24 protein-coding genes, 9 tRNA genes and 2 pseudogenes are annotated in these 24,980 nt (G+C 59.6%); 12 read left to right on the top strand and 23 right to left on the bottom strand.

Annotation, left to right across the window (positions count from 1 at the left end; all coding sequences use genetic code 11):
- The first annotated feature begins 80 nt into the window (after positions 1 to 80).
- Positions 81 to 431 (top strand): hypothetical protein, encoded by a 351-nt coding sequence (locus I6L32_RS12515; RefSeq protein WP_201900723.1) that lies wholly within the window; start codon positions 81 to 83, stop codon positions 429 to 431.
- 392 nt (positions 432 to 823) lie between these two features.
- On the opposite strand, the pseudogene I6L32_RS12520 reads toward I6L32_RS12515, so the two are convergent.
- The 4 genes and pseudogenes from I6L32_RS12520 to I6L32_RS12535 form a co-directional block, all read right to left on the bottom strand.
- Positions 824 to 1,384 (bottom strand): annotated as a pseudogene (locus tag I6L32_RS12520) (integrase core domain-containing protein); the annotation flags it as partial.
- A gap of 10 nt (positions 1,385 to 1,394) precedes the next feature.
- A protein-coding gene (locus I6L32_RS12525) for an IS5 family transposase (RefSeq protein ID WP_103261584.1) occupies positions 1,395 to 2,248 on the bottom strand; the annotation gives its coding sequence in 2 pieces (ribosomal slippage) (positions 1,395 to 1,906 and positions 1,906 to 2,248; 855 coding nt in all).
- Positions 2,249 to 2,314: 66 nt separating this feature from the next.
- Positions 2,315 to 2,794 (bottom strand): annotated as a pseudogene (locus tag I6L32_RS12530) (IS481-like element ISAs19 family transposase); the annotation flags it as partial.
- A 120-nt stretch (positions 2,795 to 2,914) separates the two neighbouring features.
- Positions 2,915 to 3,541: an HAD family phosphatase gene (locus tag I6L32_RS12535; RefSeq protein WP_216943961.1), complete on the bottom strand. Its 627-nt coding sequence runs from the start codon at positions 3,539 to 3,541 to the stop codon at positions 2,915 to 2,917.
- 164 nt (positions 3,542 to 3,705) lie between these two features.
- On the opposite strand from I6L32_RS12535, the gene I6L32_RS12540 reads away from it, so the two are divergent.
- The gene (locus tag I6L32_RS12540; protein ID WP_216943962.1) at positions 3,706 to 5,070 is read left to right on the top strand and encodes an MDR family MFS transporter; all 1,365 of its coding nucleotides are present in this window, start codon (positions 3,706 to 3,708) and stop codon (positions 5,068 to 5,070) included.
- 104 nt (positions 5,071 to 5,174) lie between these two features.
- On the opposite strand, the gene I6L32_RS12545 is transcribed toward I6L32_RS12540, so the two are convergent.
- From I6L32_RS12545 to yqfB, 3 genes are all read right to left on the bottom strand, one after another.
- Complete coding sequence (locus tag I6L32_RS12545) at positions 5,175 to 5,561, bottom strand: DUF1622 domain-containing protein (protein ID WP_010673839.1); 387 nt, start codon at positions 5,559 to 5,561, stop codon at positions 5,175 to 5,177.
- Positions 5,562 to 5,622: 61 nt separating this feature from the next.
- Positions 5,623 to 6,543, bottom strand: coding sequence for an alpha/beta hydrolase (locus tag I6L32_RS12550; RefSeq protein ID WP_216943963.1), 921 nt, complete (start codon positions 6,541 to 6,543; stop codon positions 5,623 to 5,625).
- Between the two features lie 87 nt (positions 6,544 to 6,630).
- Entirely contained in the window at positions 6,631 to 6,963 is a 333-nt protein-coding gene (yqfB, locus tag I6L32_RS12555; RefSeq protein WP_042014549.1) for a N(4)-acetylcytidine aminohydrolase, read from the bottom strand.
- 270 nt (positions 6,964 to 7,233) lie between these two features.
- Here yqfB and I6L32_RS12560 point away from each other — a divergent pair, with 270 nt between their 5' ends.
- Positions 7,234 to 9,066 carry an SLC13 family permease gene (locus I6L32_RS12560; RefSeq protein ID WP_216943964.1) on the top strand — a complete coding sequence of 611 codons (1,833 nt, stop codon included), beginning with the start codon at positions 7,234 to 7,236 and terminating at the stop codon, positions 9,064 to 9,066.
- Between the two features lie 232 nt (positions 9,067 to 9,298).
- Here the strand turns inward: I6L32_RS12560 and I6L32_RS12565 are convergent.
- The 14 genes from I6L32_RS12565 to lolB all read right to left on the bottom strand — a co-directional run bounded on the left by I6L32_RS12565 (position 9,299) and on the right by lolB (position 15,136).
- A tRNA-Leu gene (locus I6L32_RS12565) sits at positions 9,299 to 9,382 on the bottom strand.
- An 8-nt stretch (positions 9,383 to 9,390) separates the two neighbouring features.
- Positions 9,391 to 9,467, bottom strand: a tRNA-Met gene (locus tag I6L32_RS12570).
- 36 nt (positions 9,468 to 9,503) lie between these two features.
- Positions 9,504 to 9,578, bottom strand: a tRNA-Gln gene (locus I6L32_RS12575).
- A gap of 46 nt (positions 9,579 to 9,624) precedes the next feature.
- A tRNA-Met gene (locus I6L32_RS12580) sits at positions 9,625 to 9,701 on the bottom strand.
- Positions 9,702 to 9,740: 39 nt separating this feature from the next.
- Positions 9,741 to 9,815 (bottom strand) — tRNA-Gln (locus I6L32_RS12585).
- 41 nt (positions 9,816 to 9,856) lie between these two features.
- Positions 9,857 to 9,931, bottom strand: a tRNA-Gln gene (locus I6L32_RS12590).
- A gap of 42 nt (positions 9,932 to 9,973) precedes the next feature.
- A tRNA-Gln gene (locus I6L32_RS12595) sits at positions 9,974 to 10,048 on the bottom strand.
- A gap of 8 nt (positions 10,049 to 10,056) precedes the next feature.
- Positions 10,057 to 10,133: transfer RNA gene (locus tag I6L32_RS12600), tRNA-Met, on the bottom strand.
- Between the two features lie 235 nt (positions 10,134 to 10,368).
- A complete protein-coding gene (gene ychF / locus I6L32_RS12605) occupies positions 10,369 to 11,460 on the bottom strand; it encodes a redox-regulated ATPase YchF (RefSeq protein WP_010673843.1) in 1,092 nt (363 codons plus the stop codon).
- A gap of 132 nt (positions 11,461 to 11,592) precedes the next feature.
- Positions 11,593 to 12,189 carry an aminoacyl-tRNA hydrolase gene (gene pth, locus I6L32_RS12610; RefSeq protein WP_139736738.1) on the bottom strand — a complete coding sequence of 199 codons (597 nt, stop codon included), beginning with the start codon at positions 12,187 to 12,189 and terminating at the stop codon, positions 11,593 to 11,595.
- A gap of 249 nt (positions 12,190 to 12,438) precedes the next feature.
- The gene (locus tag I6L32_RS12615) at positions 12,439 to 13,386 is read right to left on the bottom strand and encodes a ribose-phosphate pyrophosphokinase (protein WP_010673845.1); all 948 of its coding nucleotides are present in this window, start codon (positions 13,384 to 13,386) and stop codon (positions 12,439 to 12,441) included.
- Between the two features lie 239 nt (positions 13,387 to 13,625).
- Positions 13,626 to 13,700, bottom strand: a tRNA-Gln gene (locus tag I6L32_RS12620).
- Positions 13,680 to 14,558, bottom strand: coding sequence for a 4-(cytidine 5'-diphospho)-2-C-methyl-D-erythritol kinase (ispE, locus tag I6L32_RS12625; protein WP_216945170.1), 879 nt, complete (start codon positions 14,556 to 14,558; stop codon positions 13,680 to 13,682). The genes I6L32_RS12620 and ispE overlap by 21 nt, the downstream gene beginning before the upstream one ends.
- Positions 14,558 to 15,136: a lipoprotein insertase outer membrane protein LolB gene (gene lolB, locus I6L32_RS12630; RefSeq protein ID WP_042015579.1), complete on the bottom strand. Its 579-nt coding sequence runs from the start codon at positions 15,134 to 15,136 to the stop codon at positions 14,558 to 14,560. Before lolB ends, ispE begins: the two co-directional genes overlap by 1 nt.
- A gap of 125 nt (positions 15,137 to 15,261) precedes the next feature.
- Here lolB and hemA point away from each other — a divergent pair, with 125 nt between their 5' ends.
- The 7 genes from hemA (at position 15,262) to I6L32_RS12665 (ending at position 22,170) form a co-directional block, all read left to right on the top strand.
- Complete coding sequence (gene hemA, locus I6L32_RS12635) at positions 15,262 to 16,521, top strand: glutamyl-tRNA reductase (protein ID WP_216943965.1); 1,260 nt, start codon at positions 15,262 to 15,264, stop codon at positions 16,519 to 16,521.
- A gap of 50 nt (positions 16,522 to 16,571) precedes the next feature.
- Complete coding sequence (prfA, locus tag I6L32_RS12640; RefSeq protein WP_039039601.1) at positions 16,572 to 17,660, top strand: peptide chain release factor 1; 1,089 nt, start codon at positions 16,572 to 16,574, stop codon at positions 17,658 to 17,660.
- On the top strand, positions 17,660 to 18,493 hold the full coding sequence (gene prmC / locus I6L32_RS12645) for a peptide chain release factor N(5)-glutamine methyltransferase (RefSeq protein WP_216943966.1): 834 nt from the start codon (positions 17,660 to 17,662) through the stop codon (positions 18,491 to 18,493). Before prfA ends, prmC begins: the two co-directional genes overlap by 1 nt.
- 42 nt (positions 18,494 to 18,535) lie before the next feature.
- On the top strand, positions 18,536 to 18,919 hold the full coding sequence (locus I6L32_RS12650) for a SirB2 family protein (RefSeq protein ID WP_042880800.1): 384 nt from the start codon (positions 18,536 to 18,538) through the stop codon (positions 18,917 to 18,919).
- A gap of 11 nt (positions 18,920 to 18,930) precedes the next feature.
- Positions 18,931 to 19,731, top strand: a complete 801-nt coding sequence (locus tag I6L32_RS12655; protein WP_041212584.1) for a SirB1 family protein — start codon at positions 18,931 to 18,933, stop codon at positions 19,729 to 19,731.
- An 11-nt stretch (positions 19,732 to 19,742) separates the two neighbouring features.
- Positions 19,743 to 20,597: a 3-deoxy-8-phosphooctulonate synthase gene (gene kdsA, locus I6L32_RS12660; RefSeq protein ID WP_039039605.1), complete on the top strand. Its 855-nt coding sequence runs from the start codon at positions 19,743 to 19,745 to the stop codon at positions 20,595 to 20,597.
- Positions 20,598 to 20,886: 289 nt separating this feature from the next.
- Positions 20,887 to 22,170, top strand: a complete 1,284-nt coding sequence (locus tag I6L32_RS12665) for a dicarboxylate/amino acid:cation symporter (RefSeq protein ID WP_216943967.1) — start codon at positions 20,887 to 20,889, stop codon at positions 22,168 to 22,170.
- Positions 22,171 to 22,249: 79 nt separating this feature from the next.
- Here the strand turns inward: I6L32_RS12665 and grcA are convergent, their stop codons facing one another.
- Positions 22,250 to 22,630: an autonomous glycyl radical cofactor GrcA gene (grcA, locus tag I6L32_RS12670; RefSeq protein ID WP_010673855.1), complete on the bottom strand. Its 381-nt coding sequence runs from the start codon at positions 22,628 to 22,630 to the stop codon at positions 22,250 to 22,252.
- Between the two features lie 614 nt (positions 22,631 to 23,244).
- On the opposite strand from grcA, the gene ung reads away from it, so the two are divergent.
- Complete coding sequence (ung, locus tag I6L32_RS12675; protein ID WP_010673856.1) at positions 23,245 to 23,925, top strand: uracil-DNA glycosylase; 681 nt, start codon at positions 23,245 to 23,247, stop codon at positions 23,923 to 23,925.
- Between the two features lie 160 nt (positions 23,926 to 24,085).
- Positions 24,086 to 24,631, top strand: a complete 546-nt coding sequence (locus I6L32_RS12680) for a hemerythrin domain-containing protein (protein WP_041212588.1) — start codon at positions 24,086 to 24,088, stop codon at positions 24,629 to 24,631.
- Positions 24,632 to 24,727: 96 nt separating this feature from the next.
- Here the strand turns inward: I6L32_RS12680 and I6L32_RS12685 are convergent, their stop codons facing one another.
- A complete protein-coding gene (locus I6L32_RS12685; protein ID WP_010673858.1) occupies positions 24,728 to 24,907 on the bottom strand; it encodes a DUF3545 family protein in 180 nt (59 codons plus the stop codon).
- Positions 24,908 to 24,980: the final 73 nt, after the last annotated feature.

Here is a 24,980-nt window from a genome sequence, read left to right on the forward strand (position 1 = left end):
GATAATGATCTTGGAAAATTTGAACTCTTCTTAAATGTGATGTCAGGATTTTTGGGTGGTGTCAAAATTAGGGATTGATTATGTCATATCGTGATGCACTGAATGAGGCTATTCAGCATTGGAACTCAGGCTCTATAGAGGATGAGTGGTTTTTTGAAAAGTTTAGAGATGATGTCATCGGCAAAATGAGTCCATCTGAAGCATTTTGCTTTATAAGTGAAACTATCGAATTTTTAATCAGGGAAGATGATGAGTCTACCGCTTGCGAAATATTGCAAACGATTATAGGTCTTGCAAGCAAAAGCCAAACAACTGAAGTGCCGAATGCTCTTGTCGAGAATAGGGAAGTAATTGAAAGCCAGTTTTGTCAGAGAGGTGAGTACTCAAAAGGTAAGCTTGCAGAGTTGTTTAGGTATTATAGAATTTCGTGATGGAATGATGAACCATCAACCTTTAATAACGAGAAGCAGTTTTCTGAGTGGCTGACGAAAACGTAATGGAACGTTTTGAGGTTATCTGGTTTGATGAACATTAAAATACTCATTTTTTTCCAGGGATTTAGACGCATTTTATAGTGCGAGTGGTGGTGTGAAATTATTTTTGGTCGTGACTATGTCATGGAGAAAGTTAGTCTGGATAGATTTTTTATCTAACCCACTAATACTGCCAGAAGGATGGGGTATAAGACGTACCTAGATATGACAGTTTAGATGACTGGTATATCATCGCGAAAGCAGGGCCTTAAATAAAATGTCGATTGACCTATATAAAAGTTGTACAGATCTAGTTATCACCTGACACCGGCCTCAAACCGGTGTCTTGTTTACGCTACTTTAGTGTACACTTCCTTCGGTATCAATTTCAGACCCTTCTTGAACATGCTGTAAGGCATCTGTCCCTCCATCATCCTGCCCTGATGTGGCCGCTGGGTGTTGTAGTGTTCCAGGTAGCTATCCAGGTCTGTCTGCATCTGTTCTACCGACTCATACCAGGTCGTTCTCCCCTTGATACGGAAGTGTTCATCCAGCAGTGTGCGATGCAGTCGCTCGATAAAACCGTTGCTCTGCGGCCTGCGTACCTTGGTTGTCCGGTGTTCAATTCCCTCCAGTTGCAGGAACAGCTCGTAGGGATGATGGTCAGGGCGCCCGCAGAACTCGCGCCCATTGTCCGACAAGATGGTATAGACCCGTGCCTCATGGGCTTCGAAGAACGGCAGCACCGTTTCGTTGAGTACATGGACCGACGTCACCGGCAGCTTACTGGTGTAGAGCCGTCCCCAGGCGTGGCGGCTGTAGCAATCGAGCACGGTTTGCAGATACACCTTGCCCACCCCCTTGAGTGTACCGACGAAGAAGGTGTCGACCGCCACCAGTTCCCCGGTGTATGCTGTGTTCTCAAAATGCTGGTTTTCTGTCCACACATAACTCGCGCAAGTAGCGAAGGCAGAAAGCCAGTTTGATAAAGGCTGCAAAACTCTTGGCTAGCTTTTCATATCTCGTTGAAAACCGGCGAAACTTCTTCAACCAACCGAAGCACCGCTCCACGACATTGCGCCTGCGGTAATGCACTTTGTCCAGTACCAATGGACGCCCCTTATGGCGCCGTTGCTGGTCGCTGCGTTGCGGAATGACCGCTTTTATCCTTCTCCGCCGTAGCTCGGCTCGAAAGGCTTTGCTGCTATAGGCCTTGTCTGCGGCAAGATGCGCTGGCCGTGTTCGGTAGCGACCTGATGACGTTGGTATCCTCGCCATGGCCAACGCGCTTGTTGCATAGCTGATTTCTGCTGATTGCCCCGGTGACAGGCAGAAGCTCAGTGGTAAGCCATGACCGTCCGTGACCAAGTGAATTTTGCTGCCGAAACCTCCCCGCGAACGGCCAAGGGCTTGATTCATTGAGGTGTTTTTTTACGTGCACCGGCAGCATCTTTGGATGCTCTGACATTGGAGCCGTCCAGGCACCACAGGTCGAAATCGATGAGCCCTTCTTCATTGAGCTTGAGTTGCAGCGCTTCCAGAATGGCATCAATCCGGCCTGCATCCTGCCAACGCCGGAAGGTGTTGTAGACCGAATTCCATGGTCCGAAACGTTCTGGAAGGTCTCGCCAAGGAGCTCCGGTGTGGAGTATCCAGAGAATGCCATCGAGCACTTGGCGCGGTTCACGGGTAGGGCGCCCGATCAGGCTTCGAGAAGGAAACTGGGGCTCGATAAGCCCCCATTGTGCATCAGTCAGCTGATAACGGCGGGACACGGAATGGATCTTAAGCTGTTGAGAAGATGTGAGATTATATCTTCATCACTTTAAGAACACAGCCTAGTGGACCTCTATCTGGCGTTCGCGGAACTCGGGGCTGAAGCGCTCGAGCAGGCGAATTTGCTCGTCATTGAGCTCAATCGTCTGCTCCCTATGGGTTTTCTCGAGGCGCAACAAGCGGTCATGTTTGGAGAGCAAATCGTGACGTTGCCACACGCCACGCACACCGCCCGCACTGACGTTGATGCCTTGCAGAGCGAGTTCTTGCGCGACCCGCAGCGGGCCATGGGTTGGTCTGGTGAGAGAGTAATCGAGGATGGCCTGTTCAATCTCGGGAGCGACCCGGTTGGGATGCCCCCCTTTACAGCCGGGGAGTTTGTCAAGCAAGCCCTCAGCCCCATAGGTCTGGTAGTTACGGCGAATTTCGTAGAACTGCTGACGGCTGTAGCCGATGAGCTTGCAGGCTTTGCTGACATTATTGAGCTCTTTGGCGAGCTCTAGCAGGCTGAGTTTGCGACGTGCTACTTTCTCGTTGGTGGTCATACGGTGACTCCGGATAACACGGTAGGGGTACCGTTTTGTTATCCGGTTTGAATCCGTATGACCACTCCCTTTTGTGGGCAACTGTCAGGTGAATACCATCTCCATACACGTTTACCCATACTAGCGCGGGTAAAGTGCGCCCTGATCGACCAGCAAGGTGGTCATGCCGGCGGCCTTGCCCGCCTGAATGCCTATCCGGGTGTCTTCAAACACCAGGCAGTTGGCCGGGTTGGCGCCGAGCTGCTCGGCCACTTTCAGGAAGGTGTCCGGGTGGGGCTTGTGATTGACCACATCATCGGCACTCACCAGCACGGAGATGAAGGCATCGAGCCCGGTCTGACGCAGGATGTGCGCCGCATGTTCCCGGGTTGAGCCGGTACCTATGCCCATGGGCACCTTGTCGTGGTACTGCCTGACCAGCTCCCACATGGCGGGAAACACCCGGACGTCGTCGATCCGTGCCAGGTAGAGGGCCACCTTGCGCCGGGCAAAGGCTTCCACGTCGATGGTCATCCCGTGCTGCTCTGCCAGCATGGTCACTATCTTGCGGGTGGGGATGCCGCCGTACTCGTTGAGCTGTGCCCGATCAAACGGCAGGCCGAACTCGGCACTGGTGATTTCCCAGGCATCCAGGTGCAGAGGCATGGAGTCCACCAGGGTGCCATCCATGTCGAAGATCAGGGCGTCGTACTCGTCGAATCGGGGCTGTTCACTCTGGTGATGATCGCAGGGGGATGACTGGGGCATGGGGGGCGTCCTCTTCGGCAAAGACTCACCCTAGCAGATCCGGCTCGCAGATGTCGCGACCTTCATCATGGTTGGCAGTGGTTTTGACCATCGGCTAATGACTTATGAGACAATAATGTGCCTTGCACCCCCTGTGCCGATATCTCACATGAGCGAGCCTGCCTATGTCCCCCAAAACCGTCTTCTCGAGCGTGGCCCTGGTGATCGCCCTGGGCTCACTGGAAAAGAGCATCGTCACCACGCCCTTGCCCATCATAGGGGTTGAGCTGAACGCCGGTGCCGCCCTCACCTGGGTAGTGACCGCCTATCTGCTGGCGGCCACTGCGGCCCTGCCCATCTATGGCAAGTTGAGCGACATGTTCGGCCGGGTACGCATGCTCAACATCGGTATCGGCCTGTTTCTGGCGGGATCCGTGGCCTGCGCCCTGGCCCAGGATCTGCCGACCCTGCTGGCCGCCCGCGTGCTGCAAGGGTTGGGGGGCGGGGGGCTGATCGCGCTCGCCTTCACCGTCATCGCCGACTGTATTCCGCCACGGGAGGTGGGCAAGTATCAGGGGTATATCTCGGCGGTCTATGCGGTCTCCAGCATCGCAGGCCCGCTGCTCGGCGGCTACTTCACCGAGCAGCTCAGCTGGCGCTGGATCTTCTGGATCAATCTGCCGCTCGGTGCCATCGCCCTCTGGCTGGTGAACCGCAATCTGGGTCACCTCAATGTGCGTCGCCACAGCCGCTTCGACTGGAAGGGAGCGGCGCTGCTCATCACGGTCACCACCCTCACCCTGTTGCTGCTCTCGCCGGAGGCGGCCTTGCCCGCCGTCTGGCTCGCGGCTGCGCTGGGGGCGGCCTTGTTGCTGCTCGTCCTGACTGAGCGGCGGGCGCACGACCCCATACTGCCTGCCCACCTGGTGCGCCTGCCGGGTTATCTGGTGAGCGTGCTGCTGGCGCTGGCCTCGCAGTTGCTGATGTTTGCCGTGCTGGTCTACCTGCCGTTGCAGATGCAGTGGCAAAAGGGGATGAGCGCCAGTGACAGTGGCGGGATCATGGTGATCTTCATGGTCTGCATCACGGCAGGGGCCTTCGTCGGCGGCAAGCTCATCGGTCGCACCGGTCACTACAAGCGTTTCGTGGTGGCAGGTTTTGCCCTGGCGGCGCTGGCCCTGTGGCAGATCCACTTCGACCTCTGGGCCAGAGTGGGACTGGGGTTTGCCGGATTGGGGCTGGGTCTGGTGCTGCCGGCGCTGTCGGTGGTGGTGCAAAATGCCCTGCCGCGGGAAGATCGCGGCATCGGCATGTCCCTGTTCAACTTCGGCCGGGAGCTGGGTGGGGCGGTCGGGGTGGCCATCTGCGCAGTGTTGTTCCATGCCGCCCTGCCAGCGGGCAGCAGCCCCAATCTGGTCAGCCTGAGCCCGGCCGAACTGGCACCCGGTTTCAGCGCCACCTATATCGGCATGGCGCTGATCGCCACCGCCGCCCTGCTGGTCACCTTGCTGGCATTGAAGCGCCACGAGCTGGCCAGCAAGCACGCCTGATGGTTGCTATCGGATACAAAGAGGGCTCCCCGCGGGGAGCCCTCTTCATGGGATCAGGCTGGTGCCTTTCCTTCCGTGTCGTGGCCTTGTGCCACTCAGCCCGCTCATCGGGCGTCGGGGCGGGAAGGTGACCTGACAGGCTCGGGTTGCTGGCGCTCGGCCTGGGCATCGAGCTCCTTGCCGAGGAAGTAGTTCAGGAAGGTGCGGATGACCGCGATGATGGCGAGGCGCACCAGCTCCTCCTTGCTGGGGGCCACCGTGGTGGCCAGGATGTCGGCGGCGAGCTGGAACTCCAGCGCCAGGATGAGCCAGCTGCCGAAGCAGAGGCGGATACGGGGAAAGCCGGGCTCGTGATCCCGCACTCTGGCCGCCAGCCAGAGGGTCTTGCCAAGGCCGATGACCACGCAGGCGATGGAGATGATCTCCAGCAGCAGCTGGAACAGCTCCACCCCGTGCATCATGCCCTCTTTCAGGCTCGCTATCTCGAACACTCGGGTTACCTCCCTGATTCAAAAGAGACACTTTTAACACGGCTTGGGGGCCGGTTCCAACTCAGAGTCTTCTGAGCATCATGGCTATCTGGTCGATGAGCTGACGAGCGGCAGGGCTGATGGCCGCCAGTTGGAAGTAGCCGTGGATGACGCCATGCTGCCGCTGGCAAGTGGCATCGACGCCAGCCTGCACCAGCTTGCCATACAGGGCTTCCCCTTCGTCGCGCAGCGGATCATATTCCGCCGTGACGATATGGGTCGGCGGCAATCCTGACAGGGTGGGATGGTGGAGCGGGCTGGCTTCGGGATGGCTGGGGGGCAGGCTGCCCAGGTAGGCGTGAAAACCGCTTGCGAGCATGTCCCGGGTTATGAGGTAGTCGTCACCGAGATCGCGGTAGCTTTGGCTCTCGCAGAGGGCATCCAGCATGGGATAGAGAAGCAGCAGGGCCTTGGGCAAGGGGGCGCTGGCAGCCTTGATCCGCAAGGTGGTGATCAGGGCGAGATGACCCCCTGCACTGTCGCCGGCAATGGCGAGACGTGTCGGATCCCCATGCCATTTCTCCACCTCGGCCATGATGGCCCGCGTGGCGGTCAGCGCATCGTCGTGAGCCGCAGGATAGGTGTGTTCCGGGGCGAGGCGGGTGTGTACGGCGAAGATCAGGGCACTGGCCCGGTTGCACAGCATCCGCATCTGGCGATCGTGGGTCTCGAAATCCCCGCTGACAAAACAGCCGCCGTGAAAATAGATCAGCACCGGATACGCGGGGTCCGGTTTGTCTGCGGGCCGATAGCAGCGGATGGCGTGGTGATCGGCCTGCCACTCTTCGATGGCGCCCACCTCTTCCCGCTCACCGCCCAACAGGGCAGAGGCAAGGTAGCCGTCACGGCGCACCTGCCAGCTCAGCTGGCTCGCCTTGGGACGACCTGCGGCGATGAAGTCAGCCACCATGGCCGCGATGGCCGGTTCGAGTTGTTTTTCCAAAAGACACCAATGACTGTATATAAAAACAGTCATTGTGCGCTTTTGGCCCGTGAGCGCAACCGGCGTTAGCTGAGGCAGCTCACAAAATCAGGCTTCAATCAGCACGAATTCAATCACATAGAGGGGCGGCAGTGCGGGGTAGATATCGCGGATCACATCTTTAAGCTCGGGGAGGGTCATGTTCTCCTGACGAGCGTGCTCGTCGCTCAGCGCCTCGAAGGCGACCGCCTTGACCGAGATGACTTCAATGGTGCCAAAAGGCTGGTGTTCCGGGTTGGTGAACAGGGCCAGGCGCTGGCCGGGCCGCCAGTTTGCCTCGCTCTCGTCGCGGATGGTGATGGTCTTTCGGCCAGCCTGGATGTCGGCGACAAAGCGGCTGAAGAAGGTGAATGCCGGGTAGGCCGGGGTGTGCTGGGTCATGTCGTCTCCGAAGGGCAAGGGGTGAGAGGGCGGCTCAGGCCGCGGCGGGCCCATTTTAGGAGGGGAGGGGGGAGAGTGCAGCACTTTTTACCCCGACATGTGAAGGGCGACCGACTGCGTTCACGGACCGGTAAAATGGCCGCAACTGAACCTGGATGTGAGATGATGCGGCCTCCTCTTTCTTGATATGTAACAAATCAGAGGGACGGGCTCTGTGGTCTGATGGCGTCCGGGGCCGGCCGTGGTTGACGTTGAACAAAAGGAGCAAGTGTGAATTCCGAGTTGATCTGGGTGCTCAGCATGCTGGTGGGTGCCATTCTCCTGTTTATTACCAACAAGGTACGCATGGACGTGGTCGCCTTGTTGATCATCATCCTGTTCGTGTTGAGCGGCACCCTGACCCTGCCGCAGGCGCTGGCAGGATTCAGCGATCCCAACGTCATTCTGATTGCCGCCCTGTTCGTGGTGGGGGAGGGGCTGGTGCGTACCGGTATCGCCTATCAGGTGGGGGATGCCCTGGTGAAGGTGGCCGGCAGCAGCGAAACCCGCATGCTGGTGCTGCTGATGGTGGCGGTGGCGACCCTGGGGGCCGTGATGAGTTCGACCGGGGTGGTGGCCATCTTCATCCCCGTGGTGCTGAGCGTGGCGAACCGGATGGGGATCCCGGCGGGCAGACTGATGATGCCGCTCGGCTTTGCCGGCCTTATCAGCGGCATGATGACGCTGGTGGCAACCCCTCCCAACATGGTGGTGAACAGTGAACTGATGCGCCACGACATCCAGGGGTTCGGTTTCTTCGGCTTCACCCCCATGGGGGTCATCATTCTGGGGATGGGGATCCTCTACATGCTGCTGATGCGCACCTCCTTGGTGCGTGAAGGAGAGGAGGGCAAGGGCAAGCAGATGGGACGCAGCACCATGCGGGATCTCATCCGTGACTACCGGCTGGCGGGGCGCGCACGCCGACTGGCGATCCGGCCCGACTCCCCCCTGATCGGCCAGACCCTCGACGAGCTGCAATTGCGTGCCCGCTTCGGGGCCAACGTCATCGGGATGGAGCGCTGGCGCAAGTTCAGGCGGGTGATGGTCAGTGTCACCGGGGTGACCGAGTTCCAGGCCAAGGATGTGCTGCTCATCGACATGTCGGATCCCGAGGTGGATGTGCGGGAGTTTTGCAGCGAGGCGCGGCTCGAGCCCATGATATTGCGCGGGGAGTATTTCTCCGACCAGGCGCGGGAGGTGGGCATGGCGGAGGTCTCCCCCATCCCCGGCTCCCGGCTGCTCGGCAAGAGCATCCGCGAGGTGACCTTCCGTTCCCGTTACGGCCTGAGCGTGGTGGGGATCCGCCGGGATGGAGAGGCGCTGACCGGCAAGCTGGTGGACGAGGCGCTGCAGATGGGGGATACCCTGCTGGTGGTGGGGAACTGGAGCCTCATTCGTCAGTTGCAGACCCATCATCGCGATTTTCTGCTGCTGGGCCTGCCTGCGGAAGTGGACGAGATGGCGCCGGCTCGCAGCCAGGCCATTCACGCCCTGATTGCCCTCGGGGTCATGATAGTACTGATGGTGACGGATCCCGTGCCCAACGTGATCGCGGCGCTCATCGCCTGCCTGCTGATGGGCAAGTTCCGCTGCATCGATCTGGAGAGTGCCTACAAGTCCATCCACTGGCCGACCCTGATCCTCATCGTGGGCATGCTGCCCTTTGCCCTTGCATTGCAGCAGACCGGCGGGGTTGATCTCATCGTCGGCGCGCTCATCTCGGCGGTGGGGGAGATGGGCCCCAGGGTGATGCTGGCCAGCCTCTTCGCGCTCTGTGCCGTCATCGGGCTCTTCATCTCCAACACGGCGACGGCGGTGCTGATGGCGCCCATCGCGCTGGGGACGGCCCATCAGATGGGGGTGTCGCCTTATCCCTTTGCCATGACCATCGCCATCGCCGCCTCGGCAGCCTTCATGACGCCGGTCTCGTCGCCGGTCAACACCCTGGTGCTGGGCCCGGGCAACTACAAGTTCATGGACTTCGTGCGCATTGGCGTGCCCTTCACCTTGCTGGTGATGGTGGTGAGCGTCATCGCCATCCCCTGGTTCTTCCCGTTCTGACGACAGCAAACGATATGGCGGCCTGTGGGCCGCCTTTTTATTGCCTGCAGCGCTCAGCGAGATGAAAAGGGCTGCATCACGCGAGAGGCGTAGCAGAGGAGAGCACAAGGCGCAGCCGTTGAGACATGAGGTGGCGTTGCAGGCGTGCGATGGCGTGGAGAGGGGAAGAAGAGCGGCAAACGCCGGATACAAAAAAACCAGCCTGAGCTGGTCTGTTTGGTACTGCTTTCGATGGTGCGGAAGGAGAGACTCGAACTCTCACGCCTAGGGCGCCAGAACCTAAATCTGGTGCGTCTACCAATTTCGCCACTTCCGCAAGAATAATGGTGGCTATGACGGGATTCGAACCTGTGACCCCCGCATTATGAGTGCGATGCTCTAACCAACTGAGCTACATAGCCGTCTTGTGCACGACTTGCGTCGAATACAAGCAAAAATGGCTGGGGCACTAGGATTCGAACCTAGGTATGGCGAGATCAAAACCCGCTGCCTTACCGCTTGGCGATGCCCCAACAGTGTTCTTTGCAATCGGATGATTGAAGGAACGTTTTTCAAACATGGTGGCTATGACGGGATTCGAACCTGTGACCCCCGCATTATGAGTGCGATGCTCTAACCAACTGAGCTACATAGCCGTTTGTTGTCAACCACATAGGTGGAAGAGAACATAAAAATGGCTGGGGTACTAGGATTCGAACCTAGGGATGGCGAGATCAAAACCCGCTGCCTTACCGCTTGGCGATACCCCAACAGCGATGCTTGACAGAGACTGTCACACATCATTCAAAAATGGCTGGGGTACTAGGATTCGAACCTAGGGATGGCGAGATCAAAACCCGCTGCCTTACCGCTTGGCGATACCCCAACGACGATGCCTGACAGAGACCATCAAACATCATTCAAAAAATGGCTGGGGTACTAGGATTCGAACCTAGGGATGGCGAGATCAAAACCCGCTGCCTTACCGCTTGGCGATACCCCAACTAGAGATGGTGGCTATGACGGGATTCGAACCTGTGACCCCCGCATTATGAGTGCGATGCTCTAACCAACTGAGCTACATAGCCAACCGTGCTTCCAGTGAGTCGTTGCCTCGTCACTGTGCGGCCGGAATTATGCGTATCTGGCTCTGGGGCGTCAACCCTTTTTTTGTTTGAAAAAACGAATTTGGGTGCGTTTGGCGAGTTATTGGCCGCTGTCGTGCAAAAGCCCAACAATCTGGTTTTTTTTACGACATTCGCACCCAGATCGCGCCTCTGGCCAGATAAAAAAGAGGCCAGCAAATGCTGGCCTCTCATGGGGTTAGACGTTGAACAGGAAGTTCATGATATCGCCATCCTTGACGATGTAGTCTTTCCCTTCCGCGCGCATCTTGCCTGCTTCCTTGGCGCCTTGCTCACCCTTGTAGGTGATAAAGTCGTCGAAGGCGATGGTCTGGGCGCGAATAAAGCCTTTTTCGAAGTCGGTGTGGATCTTGCCAGCGGCCTGCGGGGCGGTGGCACCTACGGGAATGGTCCAGGCGCGCACTTCTTTCACACCGGCGGTGAAGTAGGTCTGCAACTTGAGCAGCTCGTATCCGGAGCGGATCACCCGGTTCAGGCCCGGCTCCTCGATGCCCAGATCCGCCATGAACTCGGCGCGGTCTTCGTCGTCCAGCTCGGCGATGTCCGCCTCGATGGCGCAGCAGACGACCACGACAACGGCGTTCTCGGCGGCGGCTATCTCACGGACCTGATCCAGATAGGGATTGTTCTCGAAGCCATCTTCCGCCACGTTGGCGATGTACATGGTGGGTTTGAGGGTCAGGAAGTTGAGGTGGCTGACGGCGTCCAGCTCATCCTTGTCCAGCTTCATGCCGCGGATCATCTGGCCGTTTTCCAGGGCAACCTTGATCTTCTCCAGCACTTCCACTTCCAGCTTGGCATCCTTGTCGCCGCCCTTGGCACGCTTGGACTGGCGATTGATGGCGCGCTCGCAGGCATCCAGGTCGGAGAGGGCCAGCTCGGTGTTGATCACCTCGATGTCGTCGGCCGGGGAGACCTTGCCCGCCACGTGGACGATGTTCTCGTCCTCGAAGCAGCGCACCACGTGACCGATGGCTTCGGTTTCACGGATGTTGGCCAGGAACTGGTTGCCAAGGCCTTCGCCCTTGGAGGCACCGGCCACTAGGCCGGCGATGTCCACGAACTCCATGGTGGTCGGCACGACACGCTGCGGATTGATGATGGCCGCCAGCTGGTCGAGGCGGGGATCCGGCATGGGGACCACACCCGTGTTCGGCTCAATGGTGCAGAACGGGAAGTTGGCGGCTTCGATGCCGGCCTTGGTCAGCGCATTGAACAGGGTGGATTTGCCTACATTGGGCAGGCCCACGATACCGCATTTAAAACCCATGGATTGTTACCTTGTTGATGGATGCTTCAAGGGGCCGCGCGGGCGGCCCGTGTCGTGTTGCTTGACCCCGAGGCGAAGGATCTCGCCAGGGGGCCGGTCATCTTGAACTGCCTGGCGATGCAGGCTGAAGGCCTAGACTTTCTCGGCCTTGAAACTGTGCAGGCGATTCATGGCCTTGGTCATGTCCTGCTTGAACAGGATGTCGGTGGCGCGCAAGGATTCGTCCAGTGCGGCCTCGATCAGACTCTGCTCACTGCTGGGCGCCTTGGTCAGCACGAAGCCGGCGACCAGCTCCTTGGCGCCCGGATGGCCGATGCCAAGGCGCAGCCGGAAGAAGTTATTGTTGTTGCCCATCCTGGCGATGATGTCCTTGAGGCCGTTATGGCCGCCGTGACCGCCCCCTTGCTTGAACTTGGCGATGCCGGGAGGCAGGTCCAGCTCGTCATGGGCCACCAGGATCTCCTCCGGGGCGATCTGGTAGAAGCGCGCGAGCGCCGCCACGGCCTTGCCGGAGAGATTCATGTAGGTGTTCGGGATGAGCAGCCGCACATCCTGCCCGTCCACCTGGATGCGGGCGGTGTGGCCGAAGAACTTGGGCTCTTCGCGCAGGCTGACATTGTGCCAGCGTGCCAGTTGCTCCACATACCAGGCGCCCGCATTGTGGCGGGTCTTGGCATATTCGGGGCCGGGATTACCCAGCCCGACAATCAGTTTGATTTGACTTGTCACGCTTGATGTCTTCACTCGCTACTTGCCATGGGCGGATGACCCGGGGCAATGGGACGCAATATTCTAGCCGCCGAGTGGCGATCACTCAACCAAAGTGCGGCAAGGTCGGGGAAAAGCCGGACAGAAGGGTTCGGGTGGGGTGGCTCGTCCGAGGTTTTCGTCTCTTGCCGAGTGAAGGCTGGCGGTTGGCGCCAGGCACCCAAAAAAACAAAAACCGCCATTTGGCGGTTTTTGTCACGACAGGGTCTATCAATGCTCGAACATGGCAGAGATGGACTCTTCGTTGCTGATGCGGCGAATCGCTTCGGCCAGCACGGAGGAGAGGGTCAGCTGCTTGACCTTGCCGACTGCCTTCATCTCCGGGGTGAGCGGGATGGAGTCGGTGATGATCAGCTCATCGATGACCGAATTCTTGATGTTTTCAACGGCGGTGCCGGAGAAGACAGGGTGGGTCGCATAGGCGAACACGCGCTTGGCACCACGCTCTTTCAGCGCTTCGGCCGCCTTGCACAGGGTGCCGCCGGTGTCGATCATGTCGTCGACGATGACGCAGTCACGACCGGCCACGTCGCCGATCAGGTGCATGACCTGGGAGACGTTCGGACGGGGACGACGCTTGTCGATGATGGCGATGTCGGTGTCGTCCAGCAGCTTGGCGATGGCACGGGCACGGACCACGCCACCGATGTCCGGTGACACGACCACGGGGGATTCGAGGTTCTTGGCCTTCATGTCTTCCAGCAGCACCGGGCTGCCGAACACGTTGTCGACGGGGACGTCGAAGAAGCCCTGGATCTGCTCGGCATGCAGGTCAACGGTCAGCACACGGTCCACACCCACGCTGGAGAGGAAGTCGGCGACGACCTTGGCGGTGATGGGCACACGGGCGGAGCGGACGCGGCGGTCCTGACGGGCATAACCAAAGTAGGGGATAACGGCAGTGATACGGCCAGCTGAAGCACGACGCAGTGCATCCACCATGACGATCAATTCCATCAAATTGTCGTTGGTCGGGGCACAGGTGGATTGAATGATGAAGATATCGCCACCGCGTACATTCTCGTTGATCTGTACGCTGATCTCGCCGTCGCTAAAGCGACCTACGGCAGCATTGCCGAGTTTGATAAACAGGCGATCTGCGATCTTCTGGGCTAGTTCCGGCGTTGCGTTACCAGCAAACAGCTTCATGTCAGGCACGGTTTGAAACCTCGGGGTTGCATCCAGTATGTGGGGAGTCTGATTTTAGACCCGTATCGTTTGGGGGCAAACGATTTAGCAAGATGACGGACAAGGTCTCTGGGCGATGTCGAGGATGGCGTCTCATCACCCGCAGGGTGGGTGGACGGGAATCCACCTTGAGCGCCATCGCGTCAGATTGGCCCAAGACACATCGACGAGGTCAACACCTCCCGATACGGCCTCAACAGGGAGAGAGTTGGCTGGGGTACTAGGATTCGAACCTAGGAATGGCGAGATCAAAACCCGCTGCCTTACCGCTTGGCGATACCCCAATCACTCACTTGTTGCAAAGTGACGAAGAGTGGTGATATGTTCTCGCCCCTGGCGACAAACCCATCCCAGCCTTCCGGCACTCTTGCCAACACCTTCCGAGCAGCCATTTCGTCTTCAAATCGAGCAAAGACGCAGGCGCCAGTGCCCGTCATTCTTGACGGCGCGTATTCTAGCAACCAGCCGAGCGCATTGGCAACCTCGGGGTGGCGCTTTTTCACCAGCAGCTCGCAATCGTTTTTCCACTCTCCTGCCAGCAGATTGTCCAGGGTCATCTTGGGGGTGTTGCGGGGCAGGTCGGGATCCTGGAACACGGCGGCGGTGGCCACATGGCAATCCGGCTTGAGTACCAGGTACCAGGCATCCGGCACCTCGATCTGTTGCAACCGCTCCCCCACGCCTTCGGCGAAGGCGGCCTTGCCCCGCACGAACACCGGCACGTCGGCGCCCAGCTGCACGCCGAGCTCGGCCAGCTCGTCTTCACTCAAGCCAGCTTGCCAGAGGTGGTTCAAGGCCACGAGGGTGGTGGCCGCGTCCGACGAGCCGCCCCCGATGCCACCGCCCATGGGCAGTACCTTCTTCAGCCGGATATGGGCTCCCTGCGGACTGGCCAACCGGCTCTGCAACAGTCGCGCAGCCCGGATGATGAGGTTCTGTTCATCGGGCACGCCGGGAATGGCCGGGCTCAAGGTGAGCTGGTCGCTGCCGGGGATCGGCTCGAATTCGAGCCAGTCGCCGTGGTTGAGAAAGATGAAGAGGGTCTGCAGTTCGTGGTAGCCATCGGGGCGGCGGCCGTTGACGTGCAGGAAGAGGTTGAGCTTGGCCGGGGCGGGCCAGCGGATCGGCGTCTGGTCGTGCATCATGGTGTCAGGGTCCACTCGTTGATCTGCAGCTTGAGACGGCTCTCCTGACCGGTCATGGTGAGCAGGTGGGGCAGGCGATAGCCGTCCTGATCCCGATAGTCCCCGTAGACGATCTGCCACTGGCCGTCGCGCACGCTGGCGAGGCTGGCATCGGGGTTGAGCTCGAATTCGGCCTGCCCCGGCAATCCCTTGATCCACTCAGGCAGCCCGGCCACCGGAATGTGCCAGCCGGTGAGCTGATAGACCAGGAGCTCGGCATCCTGGCTCTGGTGCTGTTTTCCGTCGTTGTCGAGCAGAGTCACCTCGCCGCCGGTGCGGGAGAGTTCCAGAATATGGGTGCCGATGAGGCTGGTGAGGTTGAGGCGATAGTCGTCGCCGTTCTGCTGCCAGTTGAGGCGGGCGCTGCCCTTCTGGCGGGCGGTGATGATGGCCATCTTGCCCGACAACTGCCAGTGTGTGAGGCGTTCGAGGCGGGCGCGCTCCTGCTGCCAGTTGACCTGATCCCGCTGGGGTTGGGTGGTGGTACAGCCCGCCAGCACCAGCAGGCAGGCGAGGGAGAAGATACGCAACAACAAGGTGGAGCTCCGCAGATGAGGTTTGCGACAGTATAAGGGGCGGCCGTATTGCTTTTAAAGACTTACCCTTTCTCGTACAATTGTCGGCCTCTACACCCTGTGCATGAAACGATCATCACCCACCCATGAGTCTGCTTGCCCTCGGAATCAACCACAACACCGCCAGTGTCGCCTTGCGGGAGCGGGTCGCCTTTGGTCCGGACCGCATCGATCGCGCCCTGCGTGAGCTGGTGGAGCAGCCTGGCGTCAGCGAGGCGGTGATCGTCTCCACCTGCAACCGCACCGAGCTCTATTGCAGCCTGGTGCAGGGGCAGGGGGAGCAGGTGCTGAACTGGTTGCAGCGGTTCCACGCGCTGGAGGCGAGCGAGGTGCTCTCAGCCATCTACCGGCACCAGGACGAGGAAGCGGTGCGACACCTGATGCGGGTGGCCTGTGGCCTCGACTCCCTGGTGCTCGGGGAGCCGCAGATCCTGGGGCAGATCAAGCAATCCTACGCCCACGCCCAGCAGGCGGATGCGGTGAAAGGATCCCTGGAGCGCCTGTTCCAGAAATCCTTCTCGGTGGCCAAACGGGTGCGCACTGACACCGAGATCGGCGCCAGCGCGGTGTCGGTGGCCTTCGCCGCCGTGAGCCTGGCCCGCCGTATCTTCTCCGATCTCTCCCAGACCAAGGTGCTGCTGGTGGGCGCCGGCGAAACCATCGAACTGGTGGCCCGCCACCTGCGCGAGCAGAGCGTGACCCGGATGATGGTGGCGAACCGCACCCTGCAACGGGCCCAGTTACTGGCAGAGGAGTTCGGTGCCCAGGTAATGACGCTCGAAGAGATCCCGGACTACCTGCACGAGGCGGACATCGTCATCAGCTCCACGGCAAGCCCCCTGCCCATCATCGGCAAGGGCATGGTGGAGCGGGCGCTCAAGGCGCGTCGCTTCAAGCCCATGTTCCTGGTGGACATCGCCGTGCCCCGCGACATCGAAGCCGAGGTGGACGAGCTCTCCGATGCCTATCTCTACACGGTGGACGATCTGCAGGGCATCATCGAGCAGAACCTGGAGACCCGCAAGCGGGCGGCCGCCGAGGCGGAACTCATCGTGCAGGAAGAGCGCGACGAGTTCATGGGTTGGTATCGCAGCCAGCACTCGGTGGATCTCATTCGCGATTATCGCCATCAGTCACAGCAGGTCGCCGACGAAGAGTTGCAGCGGGCCCTGCTGGCCCTGCAACAGGGTGAAAATGCCGAGCAGGCGCTCAAGGCCATGGCCCATCGCCTCACCAACAAGCTGATCCACGCACCGACCCAGGCCCTGCGCCAGGCCGCCGCCCAGGGGGACAGCCACAAGCTGGCCCAACTGCGTCAGGTGCTGGGATTGTCACAAGAATCATAGTGTTGGGACGGCCCTTTGCCGTCCCGTCCTCCATCGAGAATCCAAGAGTCATGAACCCCTCATTGATCAGAAAGCTGGAAGGCCTCATCGAGCGCCATGAAGAAGTACAGGCCCTGCTCGGGGAGCCCGGGGTCGCCTCGGATCAGGACAGATACCGCGCCCTGACCCGGGAATACGCCCAGCTGGAAGATATCGTTCACGCCTTCCAGCGTTTCCGCCAGGCCGAAGAGAACCTCGACACCACCCGGCTGATGCTGGAGGAAGAGGATGCCGAGCTGCGGGAGATGGCGCAGGAGGAACTGCCGCTCGCCAAGGCGACCTTCGAGGAGCAGGAGCAGGCGCTTCAGGTGATGCTGTTGCCGCGCGACCCCAAGGATGACAACAACTGCTATCTGGAAATCCGCGCCGGTGCCGGTGGCGACGAGGCGGCCATTTTCGCGGGGGATCTGTTCCGCATGTACTCCCGCTACGCCGAGCGTCAGGGGTGGCGTGTCTCCATCGTCAGCTGCAATGACGGCGAACACGGTGGCTACAAGGAGGTGATCGCCAAGGTGGACGGCGAGCACGTCTACGGCCGCCTCAAGTTCGAGTCCGGCGGCCACCGGGTGCAGCGAGTCCCCGAGACCGAATCCCAGGGCCGGGTGCACACCTCCGCCTGTACCGTGGCCGTGCTGCCGGAAGTGCCGGAAGCCGAGCAGGTGGAGATCAACCCCTCCGAGCTGAAGATCGACACCTTCCGCGCTTCCGGTGCCGGCGGCCAGCACGTCAACAAGACCGACTCCGCCATCCGCATCACCCACCTGCCCACCGGGCTGGTGGTGGAGTGCCAGGACGAGCGCTCCCAGCACAAGAACCGCGCCAAGGCGATGTCGGTGCTCTCTGCCCGCCTGCAGGCGGCCGAGGACGAACGCCACCGCGCCGCCGAGCAGAGTACCCGCCGCAACCTGGTGGGCTCCGGGGATCGCTCCGAGCGCATCCGCACCTACAACTATCCCCAGGGGCGTCTCTCCGAGCACCGGATCAACCTCACCCTCTATCGTCTGGGCGACATCCTGGAAGGGGATCTGGACTGCGTGATCACCCCCCTGGTGCAGGAGTATCAGGCGGATCAGCTCGCCTCCCTGGCCGAGAGCAACTGATGCAGATCCAGCAGGCCCGCGCCCATATCATGGCGACCCTGGCCTCCGGGGAATCCCCCCGTGCCGACGCCGATGCCCTGCTCTGTCATCTGCTGGATTGTCGGCGCAGCTATCTGATGACCTGGCCGGAGCACGAGCTCGATGCCGCCCAGCAGGCGACCCTGGCGGGCTGGCTTGCCCGTCGCCTCAATGGTGAGCCCATTGCCCACCTCATCGGCGAGCGGGAGTTCTGGTCGCTGCCGCTGAAAGTGAGCCCGGCCACCCTGATCCCGCGCCCCGATACCGAGGTGCTGGTGGAACAGGCGCTGGCCCGCCTGCCGGGCGGCCCCTGCGCCCTGCTGGATCTGGGCACGGGCACCGGTGCCATCGCCCTTGCACTCAAGTCTGAGCGACCGGATGCCGATGTATGGGCGGTGGACAGGATGCCGGCCGCGGCCGCGTTGGCCCGCACCAACAGCGCCGCCCTGGGGTTGCCCATCGAGGTGCGCGACGGCAGCTGGTTTGCGCCGCTCTCGGATGCACCGCGCTTTGCGATGATCGTCTCCAACCCGCCCTATATCGACGGGACGGACCCCCATCTTCACGAGGGGGACGTGCGCTTCGAGCCGCGCTCCGCCCTGGTGGCGGAGGAGCAGGGGCTGGCGGATATCCGCCTCATCGTCACCCAGGCGCCCGCCCATCTGGTGCCAGGTGGCTGGCTGTTGCTGGAACACGGCTGGGCTCAGGGGGAGGCGGTGCGTCAACTCCTGCTGCAACAAGGCTACGTCCAGGTGGAAACCGTGCGCGATTACGGCGATAACGAGCGGGTGACCCTGGGGCGCCTGGCTCAGTGATATGACGGGCTGGCCCGGTCTGCCCCTGTTCAAGGAAATCTTATGTATGTTGTTCTCAAGCATCTGCACCTCACCCTGATTGCCGGGGCCGTGCTGATGTTTATCCTGCGCTTTTACTGGTTGCAGACCGGCTCCGCGCTGGCAGGGGGCGCCCGCACCCTCAAGATCAGCGGCTGGCTCAACGGCCTGGTGGTGCTCTCCGGTGCGCTGCTCTGCATGGTGCTGGGTCTCAACCCCCTCAACAACGCCATCCCCTGGCTGGCCGAGAAGCTGACGTCCATCCTGGTGGTGGCGTTTCTGGCCATGATGGCGCTGCGCCTGGCCCGCAGCAACGGCATCCGCTGGTTTGCCTTCCTGGGCGCACTGGGGTGGATCTTCTTTATCGCCAAGCTTGCGGTGCAAAAGCAGGCCAGCCTGTTCGGCTAGGAAGGATGACGATGATACGTGTGGATGAGTGGACCGACTTCGAGGCTCACGATCTGGCCGAGCTGGCGCTGTCGGTGAGCGACGAGATCCGGGGTCATGGCGGCACGGGAGAGGCCGAGCTTGCCCGCCTCGATGCCTGGCTGGACGAGACGATTGCCGAGGGAGACTGCGACGAGGTGCGCCGTCAGCTGTTGCAGGGTTTCTACCAGACCCTGGGCTTTCGTGGCGACTGGCAGGATTACTTCTCGTCCGCCAACTGCGATCTGGACCAGGTGCTGGCAAGGCGCAAGGGGATCCCGGTCAGTCTCGGCATCCTCCTCATCCAGCTGGGTCGCAAGATAGGGCTGGATGTGGAGGGGATCTGCTTCCCCGGCCATTTCCTTCTGAGTTTTGCTGGTCTGGACGGGGAGGTCTATGTAGACCCCTTCAACGGTGATGAACTGAGCCGGCACCGCATCGAACTGCTGCTGCGCGGTGCCCTCGGCAACCTGGCGAGTCTGAGCGATGATCATCTGCAGCCATCGGGGCAGTGGGAGATCATCGAGCGCTTGCTCAATGTCAGTAAGGGCGCCCTGCTGCGCGAGGAGCGCATGACGGAGGCGCTGCGCTGCAGCGAGCTGCTGCTGCGCATGAAGCCCGGCGATCCGCTGGAGACGCGGGATCGGGGCTTCATCTATGAGCAACTCGATTGCCCGCGCTTTGCCGCCGACGATTTCGAATACTTTATTGAACAATGCCCTGATGATCCCGTGGCCGATGTGCTGAAAACCCAGCTGGCCACCCTGGACCTCAGTCCCAAGCCCCTCCATTAAGGATCCCTGAGATGGAACAGAAGAATATCAAGGTCAACCAGATCGACGTCGCCAACGACAAACCTTTCGTGCTGTTCGGCGGCATGAACGTGCTGGAATCCCGCGACATGGCGATGGCGGTGTGCGAGAAGTACGTGGAAGTGACCAGCAAGCTCGGCATCCCGTTCGTGTTCAAGGCGAGCTGGGACAAGGCCAACCGCTCCTCCATCCACTCCTATCGCGGCCCGGGTCTGGAAGAGGGGATGAAGATCTTCCAGGAGCTGAAAGCGACCTTCGGCATGCCGGTGATCTCCGATCTGCATGAGCCCCATCAGGCCAAACCGGTCGCCGAGGTGGTCGACGTCATCCAGCTGCCCGCCTTCCTGGCGCGCCAGACCGATCTGGTGGAGGCCATGGCCCGCACCGGCAACGTCATCAACATCAAGAAGCCGCAATTCCTGAGCCCAAGCCAGATGAAGAACATCACCGACAAGTTCGAGGAGTGTGGCAACGATCGCCTGATCCTCTGCGAGCGCGGTGCCAACTTCGGCTATGACAACCTGGTGGTGGACATGCTGGGCCTGGGCGTCATGAAGAAGAGCACCGGCGGCTATCCGGTCATCTTTGACGTCACCCACTCCCTGCAGTGCCGTGATCCCCTGGGAGCGGCCTCCGGTGGTCGCCGCGAGCAGGTGACCGAGCTGGCCCGTGCCGGCATGGCGGTGGGCCTCGCCGGTCTCTTTATCGAATCCCACCCGGATCCGAAAATTGCCCGCTGCGACGGCCCGAGCGCTCTGCCGCTGGAGAAGCTGGAAGGCTTCCTCAAGCAGATGAAGGCCATCGACGATCTCGTCAAGGGCTTCGAGCCCCTCGATACCTCCGCCTGATCGCGATTTTTACTATCAAAAATGCCCCGCCATGCGGGGCATTTTTATTTCCGTCATTTTCATTTGGTGCTCTTCGGCGTCCATTGCGACCATGTTTTCGTGGTGTTAATGATGTTAAATATATTGTGTGATTGATGTCTCTTATTTGCTTCTTATGACATGCAAAAGTAGCGACCGTCAGGATGGCAAAAAGGTATGAAGCGGGTGAGATAACCCTATTTCTCGCCGCAGACTGCTGCATGCGTTATTTGCTGTCAGTGGAGTCACACTTATTAACAGGACGTTGAGCATGCACAAGAAAATTGTCAGTAGCCTCTATTTTCAGGTGATATTGGCAATCACCATCGGAATATGTCTGGGACATGTCTATCCGAGTCTGGGCGCAGATATGAAACCCCTTGGTGATGGCTTCGTTAAATTAATCAAGATGATCATCGTCCCCGTCATTTTCTGTACCGTGGTCACCGGCATTGCCGGCATGGAAAGCATGAAGGCGGTGGGCAAAACCGGTGCCATTGCGCTGATCTATTTTGAAGTGGTGAGCACCCTGGCCCTGATCATCGGTCTGTGCGTGGTCAACGTGCTGCAGCCGGGGGCCGGTATGAATGTGGATCCCTCCTCACTCGACGCCAGCGCCATCTCCGTCTATGCGGATCAGGCCCAGTCCCAGGGGATAATTCCCTTCCTGCTGGATGTGATACCGGCCAGCGTCATCGGTGCCTTTGCCGGCGGCAATATACTCCAGGTGTTGCTGTTTGCCGTCCTGTTCGGATTTTCCCTGCATCATATCGGGGAGAAGGGAAAACCCATCTTCAATATCATCGATGGTTTCTCCCAGGTTATTTTCGGCATCATCAACATGATCATGAAACTGGCGCCGATCGGGGCATTTGGCGCCATGGCATTCACCATAGGGAAATACGGTATTGGTTCTTTGGTTCAGCTGGGGCAATTAATTGCTAGCTTCTATCTGACCTGCCTGCTGTTTATTTTCCTGGTGCTCGGCAGTATCGCCAAAGCCAATGGCTTCAGCATTGTGCGCTTTATTGCCTATATCCGGGAAGAGCTGTTGATCGTGCTCGGAACATCCTCGTCGGAATCCGTATTGCCGCGCATGCTGGTGAAAATGGAGGCGCTGGGCTGCAAGAAATCGGTGGTGGGTCTGGTGATCCCGACCGGTTACTCATTCAACCTGGACGGCACCTCCATCTATCTGACCATGGCCGCCGTCTTCATCGCCCAGGCAACCAACACCCCGCTGGACCTGTTCCATCAGCTCACCCTGCTGGTGGTGCTGCTTATCTCCTCCAAGGGGGCGGCCGGAGTCACGGGGAGTGGCTTCATCGTGCTGGCAGCCACCATCTCGGCGGTAGGGCATCTGCCGCTGGCCGGGCTGGCGCTGATCCTCGGGATTGATCGCTTCATGTCGGAGGCGCGCGCCCTGACCAACCTCATTGGCAACGGGGTGGCGACCCTGGTGGTGGCCCGTTACTGCGATCAGCTCGACGAGGCCACCATGCAGGACGCCCTGGCGAAACCCGTGGTGGCAAGGCCGGTGGACCTGCGAAGCTGAGCCAGGTTCCGGCGGTGATCATCACCCATGAAAAAACGGCCCGAGGGGGCCGTTTTTTTATCTCTTTACGCAGGGCGCCTTACAGGCTCTGGGTGAAGGTGCGGGTGACCACGTCACGCTGCTGCTCCGGGGTCAGGGCGTTGAAACGCACGGCGTAACCGGAGACGCGGATGGTGAGCTGCGGGTATTTTTCCGGGTTGGCGATGGCGTCTTCCAGGGTTTCGCGGCGCAGTACGTTGACGTTCAGGTGCTGACCCCCTTCGACCACAGGCTCTTGCTGAACCGGCAGTTCACGGTATTCGAATTGACCCAGGTCGGAGAGGCTGACTTCCTGATCGGCGGCAAAGCTGTCGCCCTTGGCGCAGATGCAGCGAGCCTGTTGTTTCTCTTCGTCCAGCAGCCAGAAAGAGTTCAGCAGAGCGGCGTTGGCGGACTGGGTGATTTGGATGCCCTTGATCATGGTATGACTCCTCATAGGAAAGCGGATTCAACGGTAAGCACATTACCCTGATGTTTTTAAACCACCTCTTGGAAGGAATGATTTAACGGGGCCTTGCCTTACACCTTTACTTCGTTGGGGCCATATATACCACGACGGTAATATTACGAAAATTGATCCAAATCAATAAAACCCCATTTTGCGCGCATTGAAAGGGATTAAATCATTGAGTTGAATCAAAAACAGATCATTTTTCTGTTTTTGTAAGATATATGAATTATGCATTTTTTATTATTCATATCTAGTAATTTAACTACACCTTTAGGGTTTATTTCTGGCGTCAGCGAAAACCGGCCTGCCCATGAGGCCTGTCCGAAGGACATCCTGTTATTCCTGTGTCGACGCAGCCCCGGTCATTGCCCGTGAACGCCGCCGCCACTTCCCAGGCTGGCCAGGCTGAGCCTGACCTCCATGCGGTTGCGTCTTGGGGGCGAGGACCCTATCCTGAGCCCCTTGCTCTATTGACCGAGGAGATAGCGGTGCCAAGCTGGACAGAAGGCGGGGAGTGGGGAGAGGGAGAGGCTGGCATGCCAGCCAGGATGGAAGGAGTGGATTCGCAACGAGAGGAGACGGGTGTGCTGACCTGGAAAGATGTGATTGGTTCGGAGAAAGAGCAGGCGTATTTCATGGACACCCTGGCCACCGTCAGGGCCGAGCGGGAGGCGGGCAAGGTGATCTATCCCCCGGCGACCGAGGTCTTCAATGCCTTCAAACTGACCGAGCTGGATGACGTCAAGGTGGTGATCCTGGGGCAGGATCCCTATCACGGACCGGACCAGGCGCACGGCCTCTGTTTCTCCGTCTTGCCCGGAGTGCGCACGCCGCCGTCCCTCGTCAACATCTACAAGGAGATGCAGCGGGATCTGCCGGGTTTTGTCACACCCAATCACGGATTCCTGGAATCCTGGGCCAGACAGGGAGTGCTGCTGCTCAATACGGTGCTGACGGTACAGGCGGGCATGGCGCACTCTCACGCCCACCTGGGGTGGGAGACCTTTACCGATCGGGTCATCGAGCGGATCAATGCCCATTGCCAGGGAGTTGTCTTCCTGCTGTGGGGCGCTCATGCCCAGAAGAAAGGGCGCTTCATCGACCGGTCGCGCCACCATGTGCTGAGCGCCCCCCATCCCAGCCCGCTCTCTGCCCATCGCGGTTTCATCGGTTGCGGCCACTTCTCCGAGGCCAATCGCCTGCTGGTCCAGCAAGGACGCAGTCCCATCGACTGGCTCTCGGTCTGCGCCGATCCGGCGGCCTGACGCCGTGCATGCACAGGGGAAATGGTCTCCCCTGTGCCTCCTGTGGTGAGAGGCTGGTGCAGCCGCTGTCTGCATCCGACTTGATTGAGTGCAAAGTTCAGGCAATAAATGACCGTATACTCGAGACAGACGTTTTCTCATTTCAGTGCAAGGAGTGCCCATGTTATCCAGTCTGCATAAGGACCACCTCAACATCACCCGGTTGCTGACGCTGCTCAAGCAAAAGCTGGCGGCCATTCGCAATGAGCAGCCGGTAAGCTACTTCCTGCTGCGGGATGTGGTGGATTATCTGCGCGAGGTATCCGACAAGTACCACCACCCGAAGGAAGACATGATTTATGACTACTACCTGAAATACAGGGTGGTGGAGGGAGAGGTGGCCAACCGGCTGCACGAAGAGCACGCCCGTCTGCTGGATGCAGGGACCGAGCTCAAGGAGATGGTGGAGATGATCCTGATGGATGCGGTCATCCCGCTGGATCAGTTCGTGGCCCGTCTGGAGCAGTTCATCGAGCAGCAGGAGGCGCACATGAACTATGAGGAAGGGGTCATCTTCCCCCATCTGCGCGACTCCCTGACCGAGGATGACTGGCGTCATCTCGAACAGCTCTGGCAGAACCGGGCCATCAATGATCCCCTGTTCGGGGCGGAGGTGAGCCAGCATTTCCAGGCGCTGGCCAAACAGCTCTCGCTGCCTGCAGCCTGACAGTAGGTTCACCCATAAAAACAGCGCCCCGGTCAATCCGGGGCGCTGTTTTTATGGCTCCACTCGCTGGAGTGAAACATGGGCGACGTGGGCGTATCAGAGCTCCAGGTCGTCCGATCCTTCATAGGCGATGTCGATGGCCTGCAGCTCCTTTTGCAGGCGGTGCTTGTCTTTAAGCGCCTCAATCTCACGCCATTTGCGTTTTTTTCCCGTTGTCCCGCGGCTACGTGAACCCAGCTCAACGACCTCGTCAAAATCGAAGTTGAACATGTCCATGGCTCCCTCCTTGGTTTTATGGTTTTCACCATCCGTATAACACGACGCCTTTGAAAATAAAACGTTTTTATGA

This window comes from Aeromonas sp. FDAARGOS 1402, assembly GCF_019046925.1.
GTDB classification, from domain to species: Bacteria; Pseudomonadota; Gammaproteobacteria; order Enterobacterales; family Aeromonadaceae; genus Aeromonas; species Aeromonas caviae.